General features: G+C 59.8%; 23 protein-coding genes and 5 pseudogenes. 21 read left to right on the top strand and 7 right to left on the bottom strand.

Annotated elements, in window-relative coordinates; genetic code table 11:
- From NKJ73_RS30000 to tnpB, 7 genes and pseudogenes are all read left to right on the top strand, one after another.
- Positions 1-197: pseudogene (locus NKJ73_RS30000) on the top strand (hypothetical protein); the annotation flags it as partial.
- 289 nt (positions 198-486) lie between these two features.
- Positions 487-750: a hypothetical protein gene (locus NKJ73_RS29995; RefSeq protein ID WP_352458818.1), complete on the top strand. Its 264-nt coding sequence runs from the start codon at positions 487-489 to the stop codon at positions 748-750.
- A 71-nt stretch (positions 751-821) separates the two neighbouring features.
- Positions 822-1,622: a DUF4336 domain-containing protein gene (locus tag NKJ73_RS29990; protein WP_352458820.1), complete on the top strand. Its 801-nt coding sequence runs from the start codon at positions 822-824 to the stop codon at positions 1,620-1,622.
- Positions 1,623-1,863: 241 nt separating this feature from the next.
- Positions 1,864-2,103 carry a hypothetical protein gene (locus tag NKJ73_RS29985; protein WP_352458821.1) on the top strand — a complete coding sequence of 80 codons (240 nt, stop codon included), beginning with the start codon at positions 1,864-1,866 and terminating at the stop codon, positions 2,101-2,103.
- A 183-nt stretch (positions 2,104-2,286) separates the two neighbouring features.
- Positions 2,287-3,406: pseudogene (locus tag NKJ73_RS29980) on the top strand (IS110 family RNA-guided transposase).
- Between the two features lie 363 nt (positions 3,407-3,769).
- Positions 3,770-4,204: an IS66-like element accessory protein TnpA gene (tnpA, locus tag NKJ73_RS29975; RefSeq protein WP_352572058.1), complete on the top strand. Its 435-nt coding sequence runs from the start codon at positions 3,770-3,772 to the stop codon at positions 4,202-4,204.
- Positions 4,205-4,230: 26 nt separating this feature from the next.
- Positions 4,231-4,548: pseudogene (tnpB, locus tag NKJ73_RS29970) on the top strand (IS66 family insertion sequence element accessory protein TnpB); the annotation flags it as partial.
- Between the two features lie 195 nt (positions 4,549-4,743).
- Here tnpB and NKJ73_RS29965 read toward each other — a convergent pair.
- Complete coding sequence (locus tag NKJ73_RS29965) at positions 4,744-4,878, bottom strand: hypothetical protein (RefSeq protein ID WP_352458908.1); 135 nt, start codon at positions 4,876-4,878, stop codon at positions 4,744-4,746.
- 1,141 nt (positions 4,879-6,019) lie between these two features.
- Here NKJ73_RS29965 and NKJ73_RS29960 point away from each other — a divergent pair.
- From NKJ73_RS29960 to NKJ73_RS29935, 6 genes are all read left to right on the top strand, one after another.
- Positions 6,020-6,247 (top strand): hypothetical protein, encoded by a 228-nt coding sequence (locus tag NKJ73_RS29960; RefSeq protein WP_352458909.1) that lies wholly within the window; start codon positions 6,020-6,022, stop codon positions 6,245-6,247.
- A gap of 355 nt (positions 6,248-6,602) precedes the next feature.
- Positions 6,603-6,845, top strand: coding sequence for a DUF982 domain-containing protein (locus tag NKJ73_RS29955; RefSeq protein WP_352458910.1), 243 nt, complete (start codon positions 6,603-6,605; stop codon positions 6,843-6,845).
- A 230-nt stretch (positions 6,846-7,075) separates the two neighbouring features.
- Positions 7,076-7,321 carry a DUF982 domain-containing protein gene (locus tag NKJ73_RS29950; protein WP_352479083.1) on the top strand — a complete coding sequence of 82 codons (246 nt, stop codon included), beginning with the start codon at positions 7,076-7,078 and terminating at the stop codon, positions 7,319-7,321.
- An 8-nt stretch (positions 7,322-7,329) separates the two neighbouring features.
- Positions 7,330-7,575: a DUF982 domain-containing protein gene (locus tag NKJ73_RS29945; protein ID WP_352572057.1), complete on the top strand. Its 246-nt coding sequence runs from the start codon at positions 7,330-7,332 to the stop codon at positions 7,573-7,575.
- An 8-nt stretch (positions 7,576-7,583) separates the two neighbouring features.
- On the top strand, positions 7,584-7,823 hold the full coding sequence (locus tag NKJ73_RS29940) for a DUF982 domain-containing protein (protein WP_352456143.1): 240 nt from the start codon (positions 7,584-7,586) through the stop codon (positions 7,821-7,823).
- 116 nt (positions 7,824-7,939) lie between these two features.
- On the top strand, positions 7,940-8,137 hold the full coding sequence (locus NKJ73_RS29935) for a hypothetical protein (protein WP_352572056.1): 198 nt from the start codon (positions 7,940-7,942) through the stop codon (positions 8,135-8,137).
- A gap of 318 nt (positions 8,138-8,455) precedes the next feature.
- Here NKJ73_RS29935 and NKJ73_RS29930 read toward each other — a convergent pair whose 3' ends face one another.
- Positions 8,456-8,605 carry a hypothetical protein gene (locus NKJ73_RS29930; RefSeq protein ID WP_352456157.1) on the bottom strand — a complete coding sequence of 50 codons (150 nt, stop codon included), beginning with the start codon at positions 8,603-8,605 and terminating at the stop codon, positions 8,456-8,458.
- A 47-nt stretch (positions 8,606-8,652) separates the two neighbouring features.
- A pseudogene (locus NKJ73_RS34365) lies at positions 8,653-8,857 on the bottom strand (amylo-alpha-1,6-glucosidase); the annotation flags it as partial.
- A gap of 517 nt (positions 8,858-9,374) precedes the next feature.
- Between NKJ73_RS34365 and NKJ73_RS29925 the strand changes: the two are divergent.
- The 3 genes from NKJ73_RS29925 to NKJ73_RS29915 all read left to right on the top strand — a co-directional run bounded on the left by NKJ73_RS29925 (position 9,375) and on the right by NKJ73_RS29915 (position 11,392).
- Entirely contained in the window at positions 9,375-9,695 is a 321-nt protein-coding gene (locus tag NKJ73_RS29925) for a putative quinol monooxygenase (RefSeq protein ID WP_352572055.1), read from the top strand.
- 79 nt (positions 9,696-9,774) lie between these two features.
- Positions 9,775-10,650 (top strand): NAD(P)-dependent oxidoreductase, encoded by an 876-nt coding sequence (locus NKJ73_RS29920; protein ID WP_352572054.1) that lies wholly within the window; start codon positions 9,775-9,777, stop codon positions 10,648-10,650.
- Between the two features lie 67 nt (positions 10,651-10,717).
- On the top strand, positions 10,718-11,392 hold the full coding sequence (locus NKJ73_RS29915) for a hypothetical protein (RefSeq protein WP_352572053.1): 675 nt from the start codon (positions 10,718-10,720) through the stop codon (positions 11,390-11,392).
- Between the two features lie 543 nt (positions 11,393-11,935).
- Here NKJ73_RS29915 and NKJ73_RS29910 read toward each other — a convergent pair.
- Complete coding sequence (locus tag NKJ73_RS29910; protein WP_352456137.1) at positions 11,936-12,289, bottom strand: hypothetical protein; 354 nt, start codon at positions 12,287-12,289, stop codon at positions 11,936-11,938.
- 175 nt (positions 12,290-12,464) lie between these two features.
- Between NKJ73_RS29910 and NKJ73_RS29905 the strand changes: the two genes are divergently transcribed.
- Positions 12,465-12,767: a hypothetical protein gene (locus NKJ73_RS29905; RefSeq protein WP_352456136.1), complete on the top strand. Its 303-nt coding sequence runs from the start codon at positions 12,465-12,467 to the stop codon at positions 12,765-12,767.
- A 413-nt stretch (positions 12,768-13,180) separates the two neighbouring features.
- On the opposite strand, the gene NKJ73_RS29900 is transcribed toward NKJ73_RS29905, so the two are convergent.
- Complete coding sequence (locus tag NKJ73_RS29900; RefSeq protein ID WP_352456135.1) at positions 13,181-13,450, bottom strand: hypothetical protein; 270 nt, start codon at positions 13,448-13,450, stop codon at positions 13,181-13,183.
- Between the two features lie 298 nt (positions 13,451-13,748).
- Here NKJ73_RS29900 and NKJ73_RS29895 point away from each other — a divergent pair, with 298 nt between their 5' ends.
- From NKJ73_RS29895 to NKJ73_RS29880, 3 genes and pseudogenes are all read left to right on the top strand, one after another.
- On the top strand, positions 13,749-13,880 hold the full coding sequence (locus NKJ73_RS29895) for a hypothetical protein (protein WP_352572052.1): 132 nt from the start codon (positions 13,749-13,751) through the stop codon (positions 13,878-13,880).
- Between the two features lie 523 nt (positions 13,881-14,403).
- A pseudogene (locus NKJ73_RS34360) lies at positions 14,404-14,666 on the top strand (IS630 family transposase); the annotation flags it as partial.
- A gap of 102 nt (positions 14,667-14,768) precedes the next feature.
- Entirely contained in the window at positions 14,769-15,230 is a 462-nt protein-coding gene (locus NKJ73_RS29880) for a phasin (protein ID WP_352456156.1), read from the top strand.
- 815 nt (positions 15,231-16,045) lie between these two features.
- Here the strand turns inward: NKJ73_RS29880 and NKJ73_RS29875 are convergent.
- Together NKJ73_RS29875 and NKJ73_RS29870 are read right to left on the bottom strand one after the other, a co-directional pair.
- A complete protein-coding gene (locus tag NKJ73_RS29875; RefSeq protein WP_352572063.1) occupies positions 16,046-16,810 on the bottom strand; it encodes an IS3 family transposase in 765 nt (254 codons plus the stop codon).
- A 222-nt stretch (positions 16,811-17,032) separates the two neighbouring features.
- On the bottom strand, positions 17,033-17,194 hold the full coding sequence (locus NKJ73_RS29870) for a transposase (protein ID WP_352572051.1): 162 nt from the start codon (positions 17,192-17,194) through the stop codon (positions 17,033-17,035).
- 159 nt (positions 17,195-17,353) lie between these two features.
- On the opposite strand from NKJ73_RS29870, the gene NKJ73_RS29865 reads away from it, so the two are divergent.
- Entirely contained in the window at positions 17,354-17,542 is a 189-nt protein-coding gene (locus tag NKJ73_RS29865) for a hypothetical protein (RefSeq protein WP_352509702.1), read from the top strand.
- Positions 17,543-17,661: the final 119 nt, after the last annotated feature.

Raw genomic sequence — 17,661 nt, 5'->3', positions numbered from 1 at the left:
AAGCCGGTCTCGAACTGAGCTACAGCCCCTCGATAGTTCACTTCACATGGGCCGGGTGTGACGAGATGGATGAAGTCACAGGCGACGGCTATGCCGAATTGCTCGACGACGGCTCGATCGAGATCACATTCGCCTACCACAACGGCGACGAGGCCATCCTCAAGGCAATACGTCAGACTTCTTCAACAGCCTGCTAAGTCCCTATTCGGTCGCGTCCGTCTCGCTTTCGTCACCGATCGAGCACCGGCAAATATAAGCTCGTTTCCAGACATTCTCGCAGAATGGTCTCACGACTCTAAAGGGGGTACAAATTCACACGGCAAGGCGGGCCGACCGGTGGTGAACATCAGCCGAGCCTATCGGCTCACGCCACTCTGCAGCCAGAGAGTTGCATTTACGCTCTTCAACATCGTTAAAAACGTACGGAGGTTTCCCGAGACTCGGCTGCCCGCGACGCGCATGGTCAGGGGCAGGGAGGAATAGACCATGCGCGAATTGCCCAACACCATCGACGCAGACGTTCTGATCGAAATCGGCAGGCTTTTAGATGACCGCGCGAAGTCGACGCCCGTGCCGGTCCACAAGCTTGCATTTTTAATGCGGCAGCGTTCAAACGCCAGCCTTCCGGTTGAATCGATGGAAGAGTTGATCGTGAAGATGGCCATGACGCGGCAATTGCCAATGATCTTCGATTTGCCTGACATTGACACGGACGATGTGATCTCGATTGCCTTGGCACGCACGTCTTGAGACTTGCCCTCGAGCGCAAGTTTTGTTGCTCCACCAGAAGCAGCAGGTGCTGCGGTTCGGCATGACGCAACTTGGCCCAGATAGCGTGCATCGCCTTGCGCCGAGCTGGTGAAGTGGAATGGGCTGTGAGTGCGTCCCTTTACGAGCCGGTGAACGTCTACAAACCTCAGGGACCCGATATCGGCGTCGTTGACGGTCCGTTTGAGTATCTGACGGTAGCAGGAATAAAACTTCCGCTGCCATTCACCACTCGGATGACGGTGGTGCGCCTATCGAACGGCGATCTGTTCCTTCATTCGCCCATCAAGTTTGCTTCGAGGTTGGCCGAAGAGTTACGGAACTTGGGCAGAATTCGCCACCTCGTGTCACCCAACCAGTTTCACTACGCTCATATCGGTGAGTGGTGGAAGGCTTTCCCTGAGGCAACAACATGGGCATCGCCCGGAGTCCGCCAAAGAGCACGCGCACGGCACGCGGATGTGACGTTTGCACGAGAGTTGAAAGCCGATCCGCCGGAGGAGTGGCGGCGGGACATGGACCAGATGCTGTTTCCCGGTGGCTACTTCAAAGAGTTCATATTCTTCCACCACGCTTCAAAGACGCTGATCCTTACAGACACGATCATCAATCTCGAATTGGACATGATCGATGAGCCTTGGCGCACGGTGACCAACCTGACTCGGATGGCTTACCCGCACGGGCGGACTTTCTTTGGCATGCGGCTGCCAATTCTCCTGCATCGACGGAAGACACAGGCAGTAATAAGCAAACTCCGGTCGTGGCAACCGCGGCGGGTGATTCTCAGTCACGGCCGCTGCTTCGATGCGAATGAAGACGAGATTGTCCGTAGAATATTCGGAAAGTCGGCTTAGTAACGCAGTGGTTTGGGGGAAGCCAAATGTCCATTTCGGGTCGGCTCCGCCGCTCGCCCCGATCGCTTTATGAGCGCTCCTGGCGCTCCTTGCTCGTTTCGATGGACGAGACGAACGGCAAAGTTCACACTCCCAGCCGACGTTGGCTGTCAGTGTAGCACGTGGTCTCTGCCGCATCTGGGCAGTAGTGACCTTGCAGCACCTCCTCGGCCCTCATCCTGCAATCTACGTCGATAATCGGATGGCCACTGGCGAAGCCTACACGCTCGAAGTAGTGTTGCCGCGTGCCGCTTATGGGACGAGCCGCCATGCCTCTTCGAAGCTGAATAACCTTCTCGGTGGTGATCGCACTGCTGCAGGCGGTAGTGGGAGTGCTTTCGGTTCTCCAGCACAATACCGTGCTTTAATTTCTGTTATCGCGCAGACGACGGCAACTTTCGTTCAAACCGATCATTTGACCTTCGCCTGTGTTGGAACATAGGGGATAAGCCTTCGCCCGGAAATGGCGCGACCGCGTCGGTCGCTGGCATGTTGAGGATTGGCTAAGGCGGTCTTTTCGTAAGACCGTATGTCCGCCTCTGCCGGTGAGGTGGCTCGCCCTACACTGCGCGTCCGAGGGTTGCTCGGGCGGGCCGAGCCGATCCTCACCACAGGAGGACGAGCCGTGGCAGATTATAGGGAAGATAGGGAAGCATTTGTCGGAATCGATGTCGCGAAGCTGAGGAACGCCATCGCGATTGCGGACGTGGGCCGGGAGGGAGAGGTTCGCTTCTTCGGCGAGGTCGACGCGTCGGCCGCCAGCATGCGGCGGGTCATAGGCCGGATCGCCAGCCGCTTTGATTACGCGCATTTCTGCTATGAGGCCGGGCCGACCGGGTACGGCCTTTATCGCCTGATCCGGTCGCTCGGGCACGACTGTACCGTGGTTGCACCATCATTGATACCGAGGAAGCCCGGCGATCGGGTGAAGACGAACCGCCGAGACGCCATTTCCCTTGCCCGGCTATTGCGCGCCGGCGAGCTGACCGCGGTGTGGGTTCCCGATGAAGGGCACGAGTCCATACGGGAATCTTGTTCGCGCGCGGGCGGCCGCGGTCGAGACGCTGCGGGTTCATCGCCAGCAGGTGAGCGCATTCATGCTCAAGCAGGGCCGTAGCTATCCGCGAAAAAAGAGCTGGACAATGCGCTATCTACGCTGGCTTCAGGAACAGCGGTTCGATCATCCCGCGCATCAGATCGCACTCCAGGAGATGGTCGAGGCGGTGCGCGTCTCGAAAGAGCGGGTCGAGCGGCTGGAGCGTGTGATCGAAGAGTTCGTCCCGGCCTGGTCACTGGCACCGATCGTGTGGGCGCTTCAGACATTGCGTGGGGTAGACCTGATTGTCGCCGTGACGTTCGTCACCGAAGTCGGCGACGCCAGCCGGTTCGAAAGCCCACGCCAGCTCATGGGATATCTCGGTCTGGTTCCCGGCGAGCGCTCAACCGGGGAGACAGTCCGGCGCGGCGGCATCACAAAGGCAGGCAACGGTCGGGTTCGCCACATGTTGGTCGAGAGCGCCTGGACCTATCGACATCCGCCCAAGGTCGGGAAGGCGAAGCTATACCGCTTGGAGCAGGCGCCACCGAAGGTGCGTGAGATCGCCTGGAAGGCGCAGTCCCGCCTGACAGCGCGCTACCGCATGCTGAGCGCTCGAGGCAAACGGACAACGGTCGTCTGCACCGCGATCGCCCGTGAACTGGTCGGCTTCATGTGGGCAGTCGCAAGGGAGGCGCGCGTCACCTGATCGCTCGCCGCGACGGCGCACATCTCGCGCATGGGCGGAGGCGGGACCACGGCAGGGGAATGCCCGTCAGACGCTTTGTGGCCGGCAACATGGCCGACGCCCGCAGTAAGATAGGAACAGCCCCGGACGCACAATCGGGAATGCGGTAGTCAACCCGCGCATCAGAGCTTGATCACCGACGTCCTTCAGTTCCGCCTCCACCCATGCGCGACTATCAGAATGAGCAGCCGTTCCTCGGATCGGGCGACCTCCTGCGTTCCAAACCTTGACAGCGGACATCAGCGCGCTGTTTTGGGACCACCTTTCGGGAGTGGTCGCGATCTGTGAGGTTGCCGGTTCAGTAATGGGATCGGAGATCGGCTTGTGTCTGGACTTGACCTTACGCTTGACCCGGGGCGGCAGCCTCGACGTTTCGAGGTGATCAACGGCGCTGGCGGTCGGCGTCATTGGTCGGTGGATGACAAGGCGCGGATCATCGCGGAGACGCTGGAGCCGAACGCAGTCGTTTCCGAGGTCGCCCGCCGGTATGGCCTCAGGCCGCAGCAGGTCTTCGCCTGGCGCCGCGAAGCGCGCAAACAGGCCGCTTCGGTGCAGCAAGATTCTCCTGCCTTCGTGCCGGCGGTTGTGGCGGCGGCGGAGCCTGTAGCCAGGCATCCACCGAAGCAGCGGAAACGGCAAGCCACTCGAGACGCCGGAGTGATCGAGCTTGAGATCGACGGCATCGCCATGCGGGTCGGCCGTGGCGCCGATACCAGGACGGTGGCGGCGGTGATCCGCGCGCTGAAGGCGACGTCGTGATCGGGCCGACGGGTGCGGACAAGGTCATGGTGGCGACGAAGCCGGTCGACTTCCGCAAGGGTGCGGAGGGATTGGCTGCGCTGGTGCGCGAGACGATGGGAGCCGATCCGTTCAGCGGGGCCGTGTACGTCTTCCGGGCGAAGCGGACAGACCGGATCAAGCTGATCTTCTGGGACGGCACCGGCGTCTGCCTCTATGCCAAGCGTTTGGAGGATGGGGAGTTCCGCTGGCCGAAAGTACATGACGGCATGATGCGGCTGACGGCCGCGCAGCTCTCGGCGCTACTCGAAGGTCTCGACTGGCGGCGCGTCCTCGCTTCATCACAACGAGCTAGGCCACGAGCCATACGATCTCGATTCGTAGTCGGCAGTGATCGACGACCGTCGATGAGCGTTTGGAGATGTCCCTTCACGGCACCTCTATGCGAGCCGGGTCGAGACCAACACCGAGGGTAAGCTCTCGCTCATCTGGCCGGACGCGTTGCCGACTGATCGGCCTAGAACGAATCCCTGTCGCGAGGGCGGACCTTCGCCGGCACGCTATGTCGTGACAGATACCTTGCGCGCTTTCAGCAACGACTTGATGCCGTTGCGGTTGTTGTCGATGCGGCCGCGGCCGTGACCGACCGAAAGCTTCGACAACGCATGCACCGCATGCGACAGGTTGTTGTTCATCCAGGGCGACGGCGCCTACTCCACCGCAACCATGTCGCCCAGTTCTGTCACGACGCTCCGAAGCAGACCTGTTGCCGGCATCGGGTGCCGGGACCACCATGTGATTTCCATAATGCGTAAGAGCCGAAGGCCCATCGCCGGCAACAAGGCGCTCATTGCAGAGAAAGGTTACGATCGATCGGATGCCCGCGTTGGCTTCACGCGAAATGTTGCTGCGCGCCTCCTTCGACAGCGCGCACATGCGACACGTCCTGGCCGGGCGCGCCGCCTGTTGCCGAGAGCGACGATCGCGAATGCGCGAACGGCTGGACGGCAGGTGAAGCGGGGTCGCGATAGGCCCACATCGGACTTGCTTCACCAGTAGTCCGAAGACGCGAGCGACGCACTAGGCTGGACTCGTGCCCTAGCCGTCGGACTCCCGCTTATCCGTTCGTCCGCCCTTTATCCGGCTGGACAGCGCCGCGCCCTTGGGCTGTTCAAACTGCGCTTGCATCTTCCGTACGCGGACAAGCGCGGCCGTTGTATCGCCGTAGTGTCAACCCGCTGTGAGCAAACATTGGACAGAAGCATTCCAAGATTCACGATGTGCAACACCGACGCTAGATCGACATGAATCTTCAGTTCAAAGAGCGAGGATTAATGCTGCGGCAAACGAAGGGGGCACGGGGGGTCTTCGCGCGAGCCAGTTATCCGATCTCCCGCTCAGAAAATTCAGCCAAATATTCCGACCTCCTGATGGAACCCATTCGTTGCGGGCGAGTTGCGGCTCATTGGGACGGACTTCCCGAACATGACAACGAGCAACAAAGCAGACCATCAGTCTGTCTCCGAAGCGTTTCGGAAACTGATCCGTTCCGAAGGCTATCGTCATCACGTACAAACATTCTTAAATCTGGAGGTCGAACCAGAACTGCCGCCAACCCTACAGTCATTACTTGCGGCTATTGATCGGGCCAAACAGGGCCCGACGGAAGAAGGTCCCTAGCCGGCTGGCTGAGCGTCAGGTCAAAGAGTATAGAGGCTCGCTTCGTGGCTTGTCCCCCTGATTCCCACTCAGAAGTTATCAAACATTCTTCTTGATTTTTCTCGACAGAGGATCATGAATGTTCCCTTGGGTTCTCGCTGAGGTGGGAGGCCTTGTATGAACGTTTGGACGAACTGCCGACCCGACAAAGTGACTGCCAAACACCTTGTTCACGAGCTGATCCTACAAGCCCGTCGCGGCCAAATCATCTCCGTCAAAGAGACTATTGCAGCGGTGCGCCGAGACGGGCCACACCTGGCGGAAACTGACTGCGAGCTGGTGGAGCTTATTGTCAATGTTGCCCCAGCCTTTGGCCTGTTCGTCGGGTTCGATCTTCGCGAATAACCGCCTCCTCAACAGGGCGGACCGTGGCGACACGGTCTCGATCAAAGCTGCACTACGCGAAGCTCGGGAGGCTGCGCCTTGCTTGGTGGCCTCTGACGAAGAACTAACCGAGGCGATCGTCGAGGCAGCAACTGCCATGCCTCTGCGTGGCTTTCGACTGTCGCGAGTAGCTGTCAGCCAACTTCAGTCACTGTGGCATCGCGACGAAAGCGCGCCGTCCTGCGCCATTTTCAATAGCTAGAGGAGTAATCCGCAATTACCTTCGCAACCTGCTCACTCTGCCTGTAGAACGGGAACTGGGCTGAGCAAATGTATTTGCTGGAGGAACTTGATCGGGCCGACAAAGAGTGACCGCATGGCTCTCCACTGGTTCAACCCTCCGGTCCCGGTCAAGTCCGAGCGTCCCGGGATCATCCACAACGTCAACAACGCCGAGACTGCCGGCGAGGAGCTGATGAAGTGGACCAAGCGTGGCCCTTGCTGGGACCTCGCGGTGCGCGTTTGCATGGCCGTGATTTTCGACGAGATGGAACCTGAGGAGGCCCGCAAGGCATTCCTGGCTGCTGCAAAAGAGGAGGGGACATTACTCCCCCAATGAGAACTAGCTAAATTGGATGCGGTATAAGGTTCTAGGTGTCTATTACCAACACCGCCTTCGCGAAAGGAGCCCGCCGCCGGTGAGGGAGAGGCGACGGACCCCCCACAGCGGCTGCACATCCACGAAGAATCCCGCTGCCACCTCTAAACCCGCGTGGGCCTACATCGTTCCCTTAGCTGCGGCTAAAGCGGGGTTGGTCGGCGGGCTCTTGCCGCTCTAAGTTCCCCCTTATGGGTCCTCTCTGGTTCTCTCCACCGGTCTACGTGAAGACGAAACGTCCGGGCATTCGCAATGGGGTCAGCCACGTCGAGGGAGCCGCCGAGGAACTCATGGCGTGGGACACAAACGGCCCCAAGTGGACCAAGGCGGTCCAATCCTGCGTCGATGCGTTCGAGGGCAGAGCCTCCCCCCATGAGGTCCGTGAAGCCTTTGAGGCGGCTGCCAAGGAGGCCAACGTGTATCTCTCCCCTGAGTAGGAGGTATCATGGCGCCCATCTGGTTCGTCCCTCCGGTGTTCGTGAAGACTGAAACCGGTGTCAGGCATGGCTGCAACAATGCGAAGGAAGCCCTTGAGCACCTCAAAATGTGGACCCGCCGAGGGCCTCGCTGGCATAAGGCGGTGACCCTCTGCCTGTCAGCCTTGGAGGGCGATTCGATTGACCCCCACATAATACGAAAAGCCTTTGAGGCTGCCGCTAAGGAGGCCAACGTGTATCTCTCCCCTGAGTAGGAGGTGTCGTGGTAACCCATTGGTTCTCCCCTCCGGTGTACGTTAAGACCGACCGACCTGGGGTCACCTACGGGTGCAACAACGTCGAGGGTGCCGCCGAGGAACTCATGAAGTGGACCAAGATGGGACCTAAGTGGAGGAAGGCTGTGCAACTGTGCGCCGACGCCCTTCAGGACCGTGTGACTCCGGAAGAGGTCCGTCAGGCTTTCGAGGCTGCTGCCAAGGAGGAGGGGGTGCTCCGTGAGTAGCAGGCCGGTGCCCATCGCGCTTTTCTGCGGCCCGCCGTTTCGCCCGACATCAGGGAACGATATCGCCCCCCATGTATTAGAAACCCATGGACACTATGGAACCCCACGGCCACGGGATGGCGGCCGATCTTTTGGCATCGGAAGTTGCCAATGCCAGGCAGCGCATCCACCGGACCGAGCTCGCGCTTCAACGCACTGAAGAAATGCTGGCCGAAAATCTCGCGCTGTGCAGCAGGATACGAACTGCGGTCGAGGCCGCAGACCGCTTGGTGAAGATCGATCCCCCCAGCTTTGAAGGACGTCGCGCGGATTGAACTGGGCCGGCGTTTCATTCGTCGCGACCTTCAGGCCACCCGGCGCCACCACTCGCGCTCAAGCACGGCGGCAACCAGGTCGACAGACGGCGAGCGCGGCTCATCGTGCGCGGCCTGGTGCTCGGCGAGGAACCTGTCATCGGGCATGCGCTCCACTGCCTCGGCCAACATGCGCGAGCGACTGGTCGATCCAACCGACGGCGGAACGAAATGCCATCGCGCGGGCGGCGTTAGCGCCAACAGAAGGAAAACGCGGGGCCTGAGGCCCCACACCCCCACTCCGCTCCGCTTCGCGGACGGATATGCTCACTCCCTCGCTCATGCGGCACTATCCGGTGTTGAGCCATATTGCTTTTGAGAGCGAAGGATGCGGCTGATCGCCGTCGCATAGCGGCTGATCTCGGCGTCGATCTGGCTTGGGGTAAAGCCTCGGCGTTCGAGCTTCTTCCGCTCCGGTGCAACATGCAGCGACCAGTAGCGCTGTCCGGCTTGGTAGGTGCGAGCGTTCAGCGCGGTTGGTATGCTGCGAAGACGTAACCTTGCACCTCGACTAAGGCGATCGGTCCCTTGGGAACAGTGCCGTCGGTATGGAAAGATCGCATCGGCACTGTCCTTCCAGCCCTGATTGAAGAGGCCCGTATCCACTGCCCTGCTGTAGGTAACGAACCCCTCCCCGTTGCGGGCTCCGACCTCTTCCATCCAAGCCGTGGCAGCACCCAGCCAACTCGCGGACTACCTTCAAGTAACTGGGGCAAGTCGTGGGGCCGCGGTCTACATGACCATCGGTACTGTGCGATGGGTGGGACCTAGCGTCGGGCAGGGGGCAACCTAGAGATAGCCCGACGGCCCCTTACGCAATGTCGCCACGGATAACCCGGACGTTCAGCTGCCTTAGCGCCGGCACGAGTTCCGCATGAGCGCCGTGGCCCGTCGGGCCCTGAGCCTGCCGTCAACGGCGCGGTCGTAGACCGCCACGCATTCCGCTCCGGTCAGCCGCGAATTCTACAGGATCCCGTCAACGGCGAACCCGTTAAAGAGAGTCTGGCTCAGCTTCCGGCCTTCCTCCTGTTGTTTGGCACGTGCAGCGTCGGTGCTGATCCCGAGCCGCAGCAGGCCGGTGGATCTACAATGTTGCTGACGCGTCCGGAGCCACGCGTGATTTCGCTGCCATTTCGCATTTCTACAATGCGACGCAGCTTCGCCGAGCTAGCATTCCAGCATCAACAAGGGTCTGCTAATGATGTTCATCGCGAATCTTCTCGCTCGGGCCGAGACCGTCGATCAAGTCCGTGACATCCTCATCGATCTCACGCGGCAGACATCCGCTGAGTCGGGCGCGGTGTCGTATCACGCCGCTCAGAGCACGTCCGACACCACGCATTTTTATGTCGTGGAACAATACCGCGATCATGCGGCTTGGGAGTCTCATATGGCCTCTCCCCATGTGCGCAATGCGCTATCCGTGTTCAATGATCTACTTAGAGAGCCGCCTGCGGCAGCCGTGTTCGTGGTTTTTGCCGAATACATAGCTGTGCCAGCCGACAGCCACGCGATCTAAGCGTGTTCGCCATTTAGCTGTCGACCACACAACTGGATCGGCTCTTCATACAACCTACGACGGACGGAAAGGATTTCCGATGGCTGAAGTGGCAGTTCTAGGACTTGGAGCGATGGGGTCGCGCATGGCAGCCAATCTGCTCAAGGCAGGGCACCGCTTGACGGTGTGGAACCGGTCAAAGGAGGCGGCGCATTCGCTCATTTCCACAGGAGCACGTCTCGCCGGCACGCCGCGAGAGGCCGCGGCAGAAGCAGATTTCGTGATCGCCATGGTTCGAGACGGCATTGCATCACGGAAAATATGGCTCGACGAGGACACGGGGGCACTTGCTGGGCTCAAGGCGGGCGCGGTGGCGATCGAGAGCTCGACACTGACGCCGGTTTGGATCGGCGAGCTCGCCAAAGCCGCATCGGCTCGGGGCGTCGCCTTCCTTGAGGCACCGGTGGCAGGCGGGCGCCCACAAGCGGAGGCGGCCCAGCTGATCTATATCGTCGGCGGCGAGAAGGACGTCCTTGCGCGAACAGAACCGCTGCTCAAAGCCATGGGGACGGCAGTACATCACGCTGGGCCGGTCGGGGCAGGCGCCATGGTGAAGCTCTCCGTCAACTCTCTTCTCGCTATCCAGGTTGGCGCAATGGCCGAACTCATTGGCCTGCTGCAGCGGCTGGGCGCCGATGTCGATCGAGCCGTCGAGATTATTGGCACGACGCCCGCCAGCAGCCCAGCGGCGAAAACGATGGCAGCCTCCATGCGCGCGGGCACGTTCGCACCCTTGTTTCCAGTAGAACTCATGGACAAAGACCTTGCATATGCAGTCGCTATGGCGGGCGCGGACTGCTCACAGCATATGCCTCTGACTATTGCGGCCCGCGAGGTCTTCCAGCACGGGATTGATCGCGGCATGGGCGATGACAACATAACCAGCATCGTGCGCCTGTACACTGAGCCAAGATAATCTATGTATGCGATGGGCGACTGCAGAAGTGGCGTAACAGATAAGTCATGGATTTTGAGAGGCTTGGATGCTGAGTATATCCTATCGACCGATCGAATCGATAGGTCACGTGGTTGATCGCTACTGGTCACGTGAGACCAATCCTGGCGAAAACATCGAATTTATGCCGTTCTGGCCAAGCCCAGGCGGAGCTGAGATATTCTTTCACGTTGCACGAGGCTTTCTGCTTAACGGGAAACAGCCGCCGCGGGCCTATGTTTTGTGCTGCCGTAGCCAGCCCATTCACCCAAAGGCCGTGCCGGGATTTCGCTTTCTTGCTGTCCGTATTCGGGCGGGCATGGCAGAACATCTGCTGGGAGTACCTGTTTCCGAACTTGCACACAGAATTGTTCCACTCGAGGTGATCTGGGGACAAGAGGCAACGCGTCTGACGGAGCAAATCGTAACCACAGCGCTTGACAGCACGCGGGTCCACCTGCTGAACCATTTTCTACAGCAACGTCTCAATCCCCGAGCAGAGCGGCGCACCCTCGATGCCGCCTTCCGACTTCTCGAGACGGGAACATCATCGATCTCCAAAATCTGCGATCTTGTGGGACTGAGCGAGAGACAGCTTGAGAACCGTTTCAGCAGAGCAACGGCAAATTCGCCGGTCCGCTTTCGCCAACTTGCGCGGTTGAGACGAACTATCAAAGCGATATTGCAAGATCCGAACGAGAAATTTACGACAGCTTGTCGATGAGGCCTACTTTGATCAATCGCAGGCCGTTCATGAGTTCCGCCGTTTTACAGGTCTGACACCAACGGAATTTTGCGAGCTGGCGAGACGGTCCGCTCACTTCTACGAGTTGAGATCGCCGGCTTTGGCTTGCAGAAGTCAGTAGTGGGTTGAGCCCGCCGGGCAACGCGGCGGAAGCTCCGTTCCTCCGGAACCACTGCAAAGCCGGCCGCAACGATCAACCCCGAAGACGTTGTCCGATGTAGGGTTCGAATCGCTCTAGCACTATCGGCAATACAGCGCGTCGATCGAAATCACCTGTTAGCCTCTCCTCTGAGCGCGGCCGCAGCTCCCTTCAGGCAAGATGCGCGAGCAGACGGATATCTATCTGACCGAAAGCAAACAGTAGCCAGGCGTGCCCCACTGAAAGCACAATCACGCGCAAAGGTTCCTGGACTGATGCTCGGCTGGCGGCAACTTGCTCGCCAGCCGAGTTGAGTTCAGGCGGTGGTCGGGGGAGACTGGCCAGCCACACGCTGGTGATTCCAACCTGTGCCGATGTGCCAATCAGCAACCTTCGTCGGTCTTTTTCACCTGGCCTGGCGCGGCGGTGTTGGCTGTCGTGTCCTGCTGACCAGGCGCCGCCTGCTGAGCGCTGCCAGTCTGCTGGCCGGGCGCGCAGTCTCTGGCCGAGTTCGGATTTGTGGTGCCGCTGGTGGTGGTCGTGTCGGTGCCCTGATCGCCGGACATGTTGGTCCCGCTGCTCGTCGTGCCGGTGCCCTGATCCGTCGTACTGGGCATGGTTGTCGTGGTCGAGGTTCCGCTCGTTGAGGTTCCGCTCGAAGTTCCGCTGGTCGTCTGGGCAAAGGAAAGCCCGGCCGACACCGCCAGCACGGCCGAAGCCAAAAGGATGCGTTTCATCTGCTTTCTCCTGTCTGAATGCGCGGGATGCGCCCGGCAAATTGAACAGGCAGACAGAAGGAGTGTTCCCCGATGAAGTTCAACTTTTGTAACTCTGGTCGTAGGTCAGCCTTAGGATGGCCGGCGTATATTAGAATCTCTTGAAGAAGACACTGCCCGCACCAGAATCCATGGCATGGCTCGGGGAATAGGCATTGGTGACCAGGTGGCGATTACTGCCACGGTTCGAAGGCGGATAACAGAGGACCGCGTAAGCGTCTCTATCCCAGGTTACGACTTCCCACATTCCATCATCGACCACACCAAGGTGAACCGAGGCCAGCAAATCGACCTGAAAGGCGAGGTCACGCGCATCGACGAGGACACCGTGACGATCGACCTCGGGCCGCTGGTCACGGTCGACCGTGACAAGGTCCGGCTAATGGAGAAATATCGGCCGCCAAAACGACGAAAGGCACTTGTCGTTGCCCCGGATTAGAACCGACAACATCGCGACAGGCTATGAGGGCAGGCCGCATGACGGGCCGGTAGAGGACGAGTCGAAGCACTTGGTCTACTGCCCAGTCTGCGGCCAAACGTTCGACGCGCGCGATCTTGGACAGGTCTTCCACCACGCTGAGCCGCAGCACGAGCCGCTTCCGGTCGAGCAATAGTCCAGCTAGTTGAGCTCCGGCGGCAGACCGACGTTGAGACCCTTCAGCGCGCCACCGACGTACGTTGGATGAGAAAAGGGTGCTGCGTGCACCGCGCCTTCCCCGCGCGCCGATGCTCCCTGGACCGCAAAAAAGTCCCGCCGCACTGCCAGAACGGCGGGACCGATCAAACGCTTTGCACCAGGCGGGGGGATGCGGGGGGTTGGGCTTGCCAAGTGAGCGCGGACCGTAACCAACCCTAAGCGCAACAGCGGCAACGCGTCCACCAACCGCCGGTTGGAGCGACAGGACGATTGAGCCGCCGGCAGGTCAGGTCATCCCGGGTCGCTATCGCTCGCAACCAGACGGTAGCGGAAATTGTTGCGGATGTGGTCGTTGAAATAGCGGCCCTTGGCGAACGCGGCCCGGAACGCGGCAAGGTTTCCGGCGGTACCCCCTCAAACTCGTACCGTTTACCGCTGGCGACGAACCACACCGAGAGGGTCCTTCTATCCAGATCATATTCCATCTTGCGGATCGAAGTAGATGGCATGAGCACCACAGGCCGAGGCCCGGGCCCTTGCGGGGAGCGCGGGCCGATCGGGATACCGATCTGCAGCAATACCTGGAGGGGGAGGATTCGCTGCGTGCACCGAACTTTCGCGGCGGTCCCGTGTTCCCAATCGAGATAGACAAAAAGCTAGCTGCACCTTTCGGCATCACGCGGACGTTGGATTTCTGAGAAAGCGCGAGCGTCAATACTAACTTCTGGTGTTGGAATTTTCCCGTGAGATAGGCACGCGCCACGGCGAAAGGAGTGCCCCGCCGTGACCGTCCTCGCCTACAACCTTGCCAATGACATCAAAGGATTGTGGAGGGTCGTCTTCGTGCCGGACGAACTGCATCTATATGTGGAATTCAGCCAGCCAGACGCCGACACAAACCCGTTGATTGAATGAGTGTTGATGATTTCCTTGCATGGCGGCCGAAAGGCGCACTCCACAAGCGAGCGCGCGACAGCTTGGTTTCGCTCATTTGCAAGGCGTTGACAGGGCGATGAGACAAGGGAGAACCCGCGCCGAGATCAAGTGCGAGCGCCGCGGGTGGGCCTATTCGACGTTCCGAAGGCACCGCGACGATGCCGCCAACGCGATAGCTAAAGCTCTTATCGGTGAGGCGCGCGGGCTTGGCTTTGAAGCGTCAGCGGAGCGACATTTGCACCTTTCGCTCGGTGATCGCATCTTGATCCTGACGTGATGAACGCACTGGCTGATTACGCTGGGCGGCGCGAGGTGGCCCGTCTTGCGGTTATGCTCGATCTGGGCAAGCTGCTGCGCTGGATATTCAAAACCGTTGCTCCTGAACTCAGCGCAGATAGCGAATCGTCCAGGTTTCCTGGGAATCGACGACCATGTTTGAGCATGAATCCGCCAACCTGCTGACGATGCATGACCAGTGTATCGACCGCCGCTGAGCAGGCGCACACCAGATCCCGCATGGGCACCGCGAGGCGAGAGGATAAAAGCCAAGGCGCCGAACGACCATTGGAATCGTGCCTTCCTGGCGGCGCTGCGCCACGACCGTGTCGATGCACCATCGCTCATCGACGGACCGATCAACGGCGAGAGGTTCAAAAATCTATGACGACAAAGTTCTCGTCCCACCCTCAAGCCCGGCGACATTGTCGTCATGGATCATGCCTCGGCAGGCGAAAAATTCAGCGGGTTAACGCTGGGATAAAGAGGATGGTGCGTCGCACAAAAATATTGCAATGCACTACAAATGCCGTAACGTCAGTTTCGTAGATGAATGAGACGGCTTTTGTGAAGGGCCGCCCGCTGAAAAGGATGGAAACTATGGCCAAGACCGCTGACACCGTTGAAAATTCCGAATTCCCGACCTTCGACCCGTCGATGGCTACCGACCAGATCCGCGCTGTCGCCGAAAAGGGCCTCGAGCAGTCGAAAGAAGCCTATGCGAAATTTGCCTCAGGCACCGAGACGACCCAGAAGGCGCTGCAGTCGAGCCTCGAAACCTCCAAGACCGTCGGCAACGAGCTGTCGCTGAAGACAATTGCTGCTCTGCGCGCCAATGCCGAAGCCGGCTTCTCGCACCTCGAAGCCCTGGTTGCCGTGAGGGCGCCCTCCGAGTTCCTCGAGCTGCAGGCTGCCTTCTTGCGCAAGCAGGTCGAACTGACCGTAGAGCAGGCCAAGGAATTTCAGGCCGTGACGACCAAGGCTGCCGAAGATATATCCAAGCCAATCAAGGATGTCTTTGAAAAGGCGATGAAGGATCTCAAGGTCGCCTGATTGAGTCTAGGCGATCGGGGATACCCGCAAAACGACGCCCTTCTCCAGCCGCCTTTTTCTTTTGGGCTGACCGGCTATGTGTCTCTTACGTCAGCTTTGGAAGGCGGGCCTCGGTTTTTGATCGCTGGTCGTCTAGCGACGCGTTCATGTCTCTGATGCATCGATAATTTGCTCCAAGGCTATTCCGAGCTGACTTTGAGCGGACTGGCTCGCGCGGCGGAGCTTGCCGTCCAGGGCAACACCTATATGCGAGATAGCCGAGAACGATCCGGAGCTTAAGCGCGCTATCGAGGCGGCAGAGCAGACCCGAGAGGGGCCGGCAGAAGTGCAGGGCAAAACCCCTGCAAATGTCGATGCCGTGACCGAACAGCAGCGAGATCGTCGCCCCGAGGAGGCCGAGCGCCGGCCGGACGAACCGTCCGAGCAGGCTCACGAACTGGGTCGACCGTAGATGCTACAAATCGGCTGCAGGGTAAGTTAGACAGCGACAAGGAGGCCGCACAACGCGGCAGCGAAACGACGCGGACCGATCCGGCGCAACAGCATATCCCTCGCCTCGAGGAGTTGGAGCACGACGAACTATAAAGAAGGGAACGCGACCGCGACGACCGGGTCCGTTAGAGGACCACGTTCAATCGACAGGTTTACGTTTACCAGAGCAACGACCCGAAAGGTGACGAGGGGTTTGGCAAGCTATCTGTTTCGTTTTCTTCCTGGGCGCACTGCAGGTTGCTTAGGAAACGGTGTCTGGCTGGTACCAAAATTTCATGCAGTGGAGCAGCGAAATGGAGTGCGCCCCTGAAGGTGGACAGATATCAGGCTGCTGATTTGCCAGTCTGCCGGATGTGTTGATCCTCGAACTGCTGCGGGCTCAGATATCCGAGCGCCGAATGGAGCCTGCGTTTGTTGTAGACCTCCTCGATGAAGCGGGGAAGGTGATCAATGACGTCGTCGAAGGTTTCGAAGGCCATCGGGTAGACCGCCTCGACCTTCAGCGTCTTCATGAAGCTCTCCGCCTTGGCGTTGTCGTAAGGATTGCCTCTGCGGCCCATCGAGCCCGTCAGGCCGTTTGTTTCCAGCGCTTCGCGGTAAATCTGCGCAGCGTATTGGGAGCCCCGATCGGAATGATGAATGCAGCCGGACGGCGGCTGGCGCCGTTCAATGGCCGCCTTCAAGGCTGCCATCGTCAGCCGCGCATCGATCGATCGGCCAATGGCGTAGCCGGCGATCATGCGCGACCAGGCGTCGAGAATGACTGCGACGTAGACGAAGCGGGTCGGCAGCGCGACATAGGTTATGTCGGAGACCCAGAGCTGGTTCGGGCCGGTTGCAACGATGTCCCTGGCCAGGTTGGGGAAGATCGGGCCATCATGATCGCTGTCGGTGCTGGCCACGAAGCGCCGCCTGATCCTGGGCTGCAGATCATGCTCGTGCATCAGGCGCCGGATCTTCTTGTGGTTCACGACGAGGCCTTGCTGACGCAGCGCAGCGCCGACACGGCGATAACCGTAGAACTCGAACTCGTCGCTGATCGAGAACATTGCCTCGACGATCGCGGTGTCGTCGGCCGCGTTCTCCAGGGGGATCGTAGTAGGTGGAGCGCGCGATTCCCATCAACCGGCATCCTTCGGCAACGCTGATGCCGCAGGGCCGGTGATGACGGATGTAGTCCCGCTTCTCGGCCGCGGTGCGTTTCTCAGAGCCCCCTTTAGAAACTCAGTTCCAGAGCCTGCTTACCGACCAACCGTTCGAGCGCTGCGATCCGGGCTTCGTATTCCTGGATCAGGTCAGCGGCCTGCGCATCAATCGTCGAACGCTCCTTGCTCATATTTGCGCACCCAGATGCGGATCAGGTTGCGCGAAACATCGTGATGCTTAGCCAAGCCGTGCAGCGTCTCGCCGGCGATGAACTCCTGCGCGACCTGGCGTTTGAACTCGATGCTGTGACTGCGGTGCTTTGCCATGGGTTCTCTCTCCGAAAACCCGGAAGGCTGGTCAATCCACACATCCCGATCTATCGACCCTCAGGGGCGCACTCCAAAATGCCGGATTTTTTGGCCGGCTTTTGGCCGTTCTGATAGTTGCGGGCCTGCGCCACTCAAGCCTTATGCAAGGATAAGAAAATGGCAGACGAACCGAACCGGAATCCGACTGCTGATGAAATAGCCGGCATGCAGTGGTGGAATTCACTTACCGAGACTGAGCGCGCGGACTGGCTGGCCCGGGCGGATTCGGCAGTGCCTGCCGAGGCTTGGGCAGCATATAAACGTCAAGGAACGCTCGATCTACAACCTCCTGGCGGGATCCACTAGAGCGGCTGACAGTCGCTCGCGGGAAGGTGGCCGGCGCCGTTTGGGGGCGTTGGGGTAGATTTGCCTGTTAGGCGCCGGCCAGGCGGGATTGGGGTCTCCCGCCGCAGGAAGAATCTAAC

It is taken from the genome of Mesorhizobium sp. M0074 (assembly GCF_040322975.1).
Lineage (GTDB): Bacteria > Pseudomonadota > Alphaproteobacteria > Rhizobiales > Rhizobiaceae > Mesorhizobium.
This window is presented reverse-complemented; position numbering and strand designations above follow the sequence as displayed.

Bases quoted from the DNA above. Each gene is read 5' to 3' on its own strand.
- NKJ73_RS29995 (WP_352458818.1), top strand. From the start codon at position 487: ATGCGCGAATTGCCCAACACCATCGACGCAGACGTTCTGATCGAAATC.
- NKJ73_RS29985 (WP_352458821.1), top strand. From the start codon at position 1,864: ATGGCCACTGGCGAAGCCTACACGCTCGAAGTAGTGTTGCCGCGTGCC.
- NKJ73_RS29965 (WP_352458908.1), bottom strand. From the start codon at position 4,878: ATGAACAACAACCTGTCGCATGCGGTGCATGCGTTGTCGAAGCTTTCG.
- NKJ73_RS29960 (WP_352458909.1), top strand. From the start codon at position 6,020: ATGAACGTTTGGACGAACTGCCGACCCGACAAAGTGACTGCCAAACAC.
- NKJ73_RS29955 (WP_352458910.1), top strand. From the start codon at position 6,603: ATGGCTCTCCACTGGTTCAACCCTCCGGTCCCGGTCAAGTCCGAGCGT.
- NKJ73_RS29950 (WP_352479083.1), top strand. From the start codon at position 7,076: ATGGGTCCTCTCTGGTTCTCTCCACCGGTCTACGTGAAGACGAAACGT.
- NKJ73_RS29945 (WP_352572057.1), top strand. From the start codon at position 7,330: ATGGCGCCCATCTGGTTCGTCCCTCCGGTGTTCGTGAAGACTGAAACC.
- NKJ73_RS29935 (WP_352572056.1), top strand. From the start codon at position 7,940: ATGGCGGCCGATCTTTTGGCATCGGAAGTTGCCAATGCCAGGCAGCGC.
- NKJ73_RS29925 (WP_352572055.1), top strand. From the start codon at position 9,375: ATGATGTTCATCGCGAATCTTCTCGCTCGGGCCGAGACCGTCGATCAA.
- NKJ73_RS29920 (WP_352572054.1), top strand. From the start codon at position 9,775: ATGGCTGAAGTGGCAGTTCTAGGACTTGGAGCGATGGGGTCGCGCATG.
- NKJ73_RS29915 (WP_352572053.1), top strand. From the start codon at position 10,718: ATGCTGAGTATATCCTATCGACCGATCGAATCGATAGGTCACGTGGTT.
- NKJ73_RS29910 (WP_352456137.1), bottom strand. From the start codon at position 12,289: ATGAAACGCATCCTTTTGGCTTCGGCCGTGCTGGCGGTGTCGGCCGGG.
- NKJ73_RS29905 (WP_352456136.1), top strand. From the start codon at position 12,465: ATGGCTCGGGGAATAGGCATTGGTGACCAGGTGGCGATTACTGCCACG.
- NKJ73_RS29900 (WP_352456135.1), bottom strand. From the start codon at position 13,450: ATGGAATATGATCTGGATAGAAGGACCCTCTCGGTGTGGTTCGTCGCC.
- NKJ73_RS29880 (WP_352456156.1), top strand. From the start codon at position 14,769: ATGGAAACTATGGCCAAGACCGCTGACACCGTTGAAAATTCCGAATTC.
- NKJ73_RS29870 (WP_352572051.1), bottom strand. From the start codon at position 17,194: ATGGCAAAGCACCGCAGTCACAGCATCGAGTTCAAACGCCAGGTCGCG.
- NKJ73_RS29865 (WP_352509702.1), top strand. From the start codon at position 17,354: ATGGCAGACGAACCGAACCGGAATCCGACTGCTGATGAAATAGCCGGC.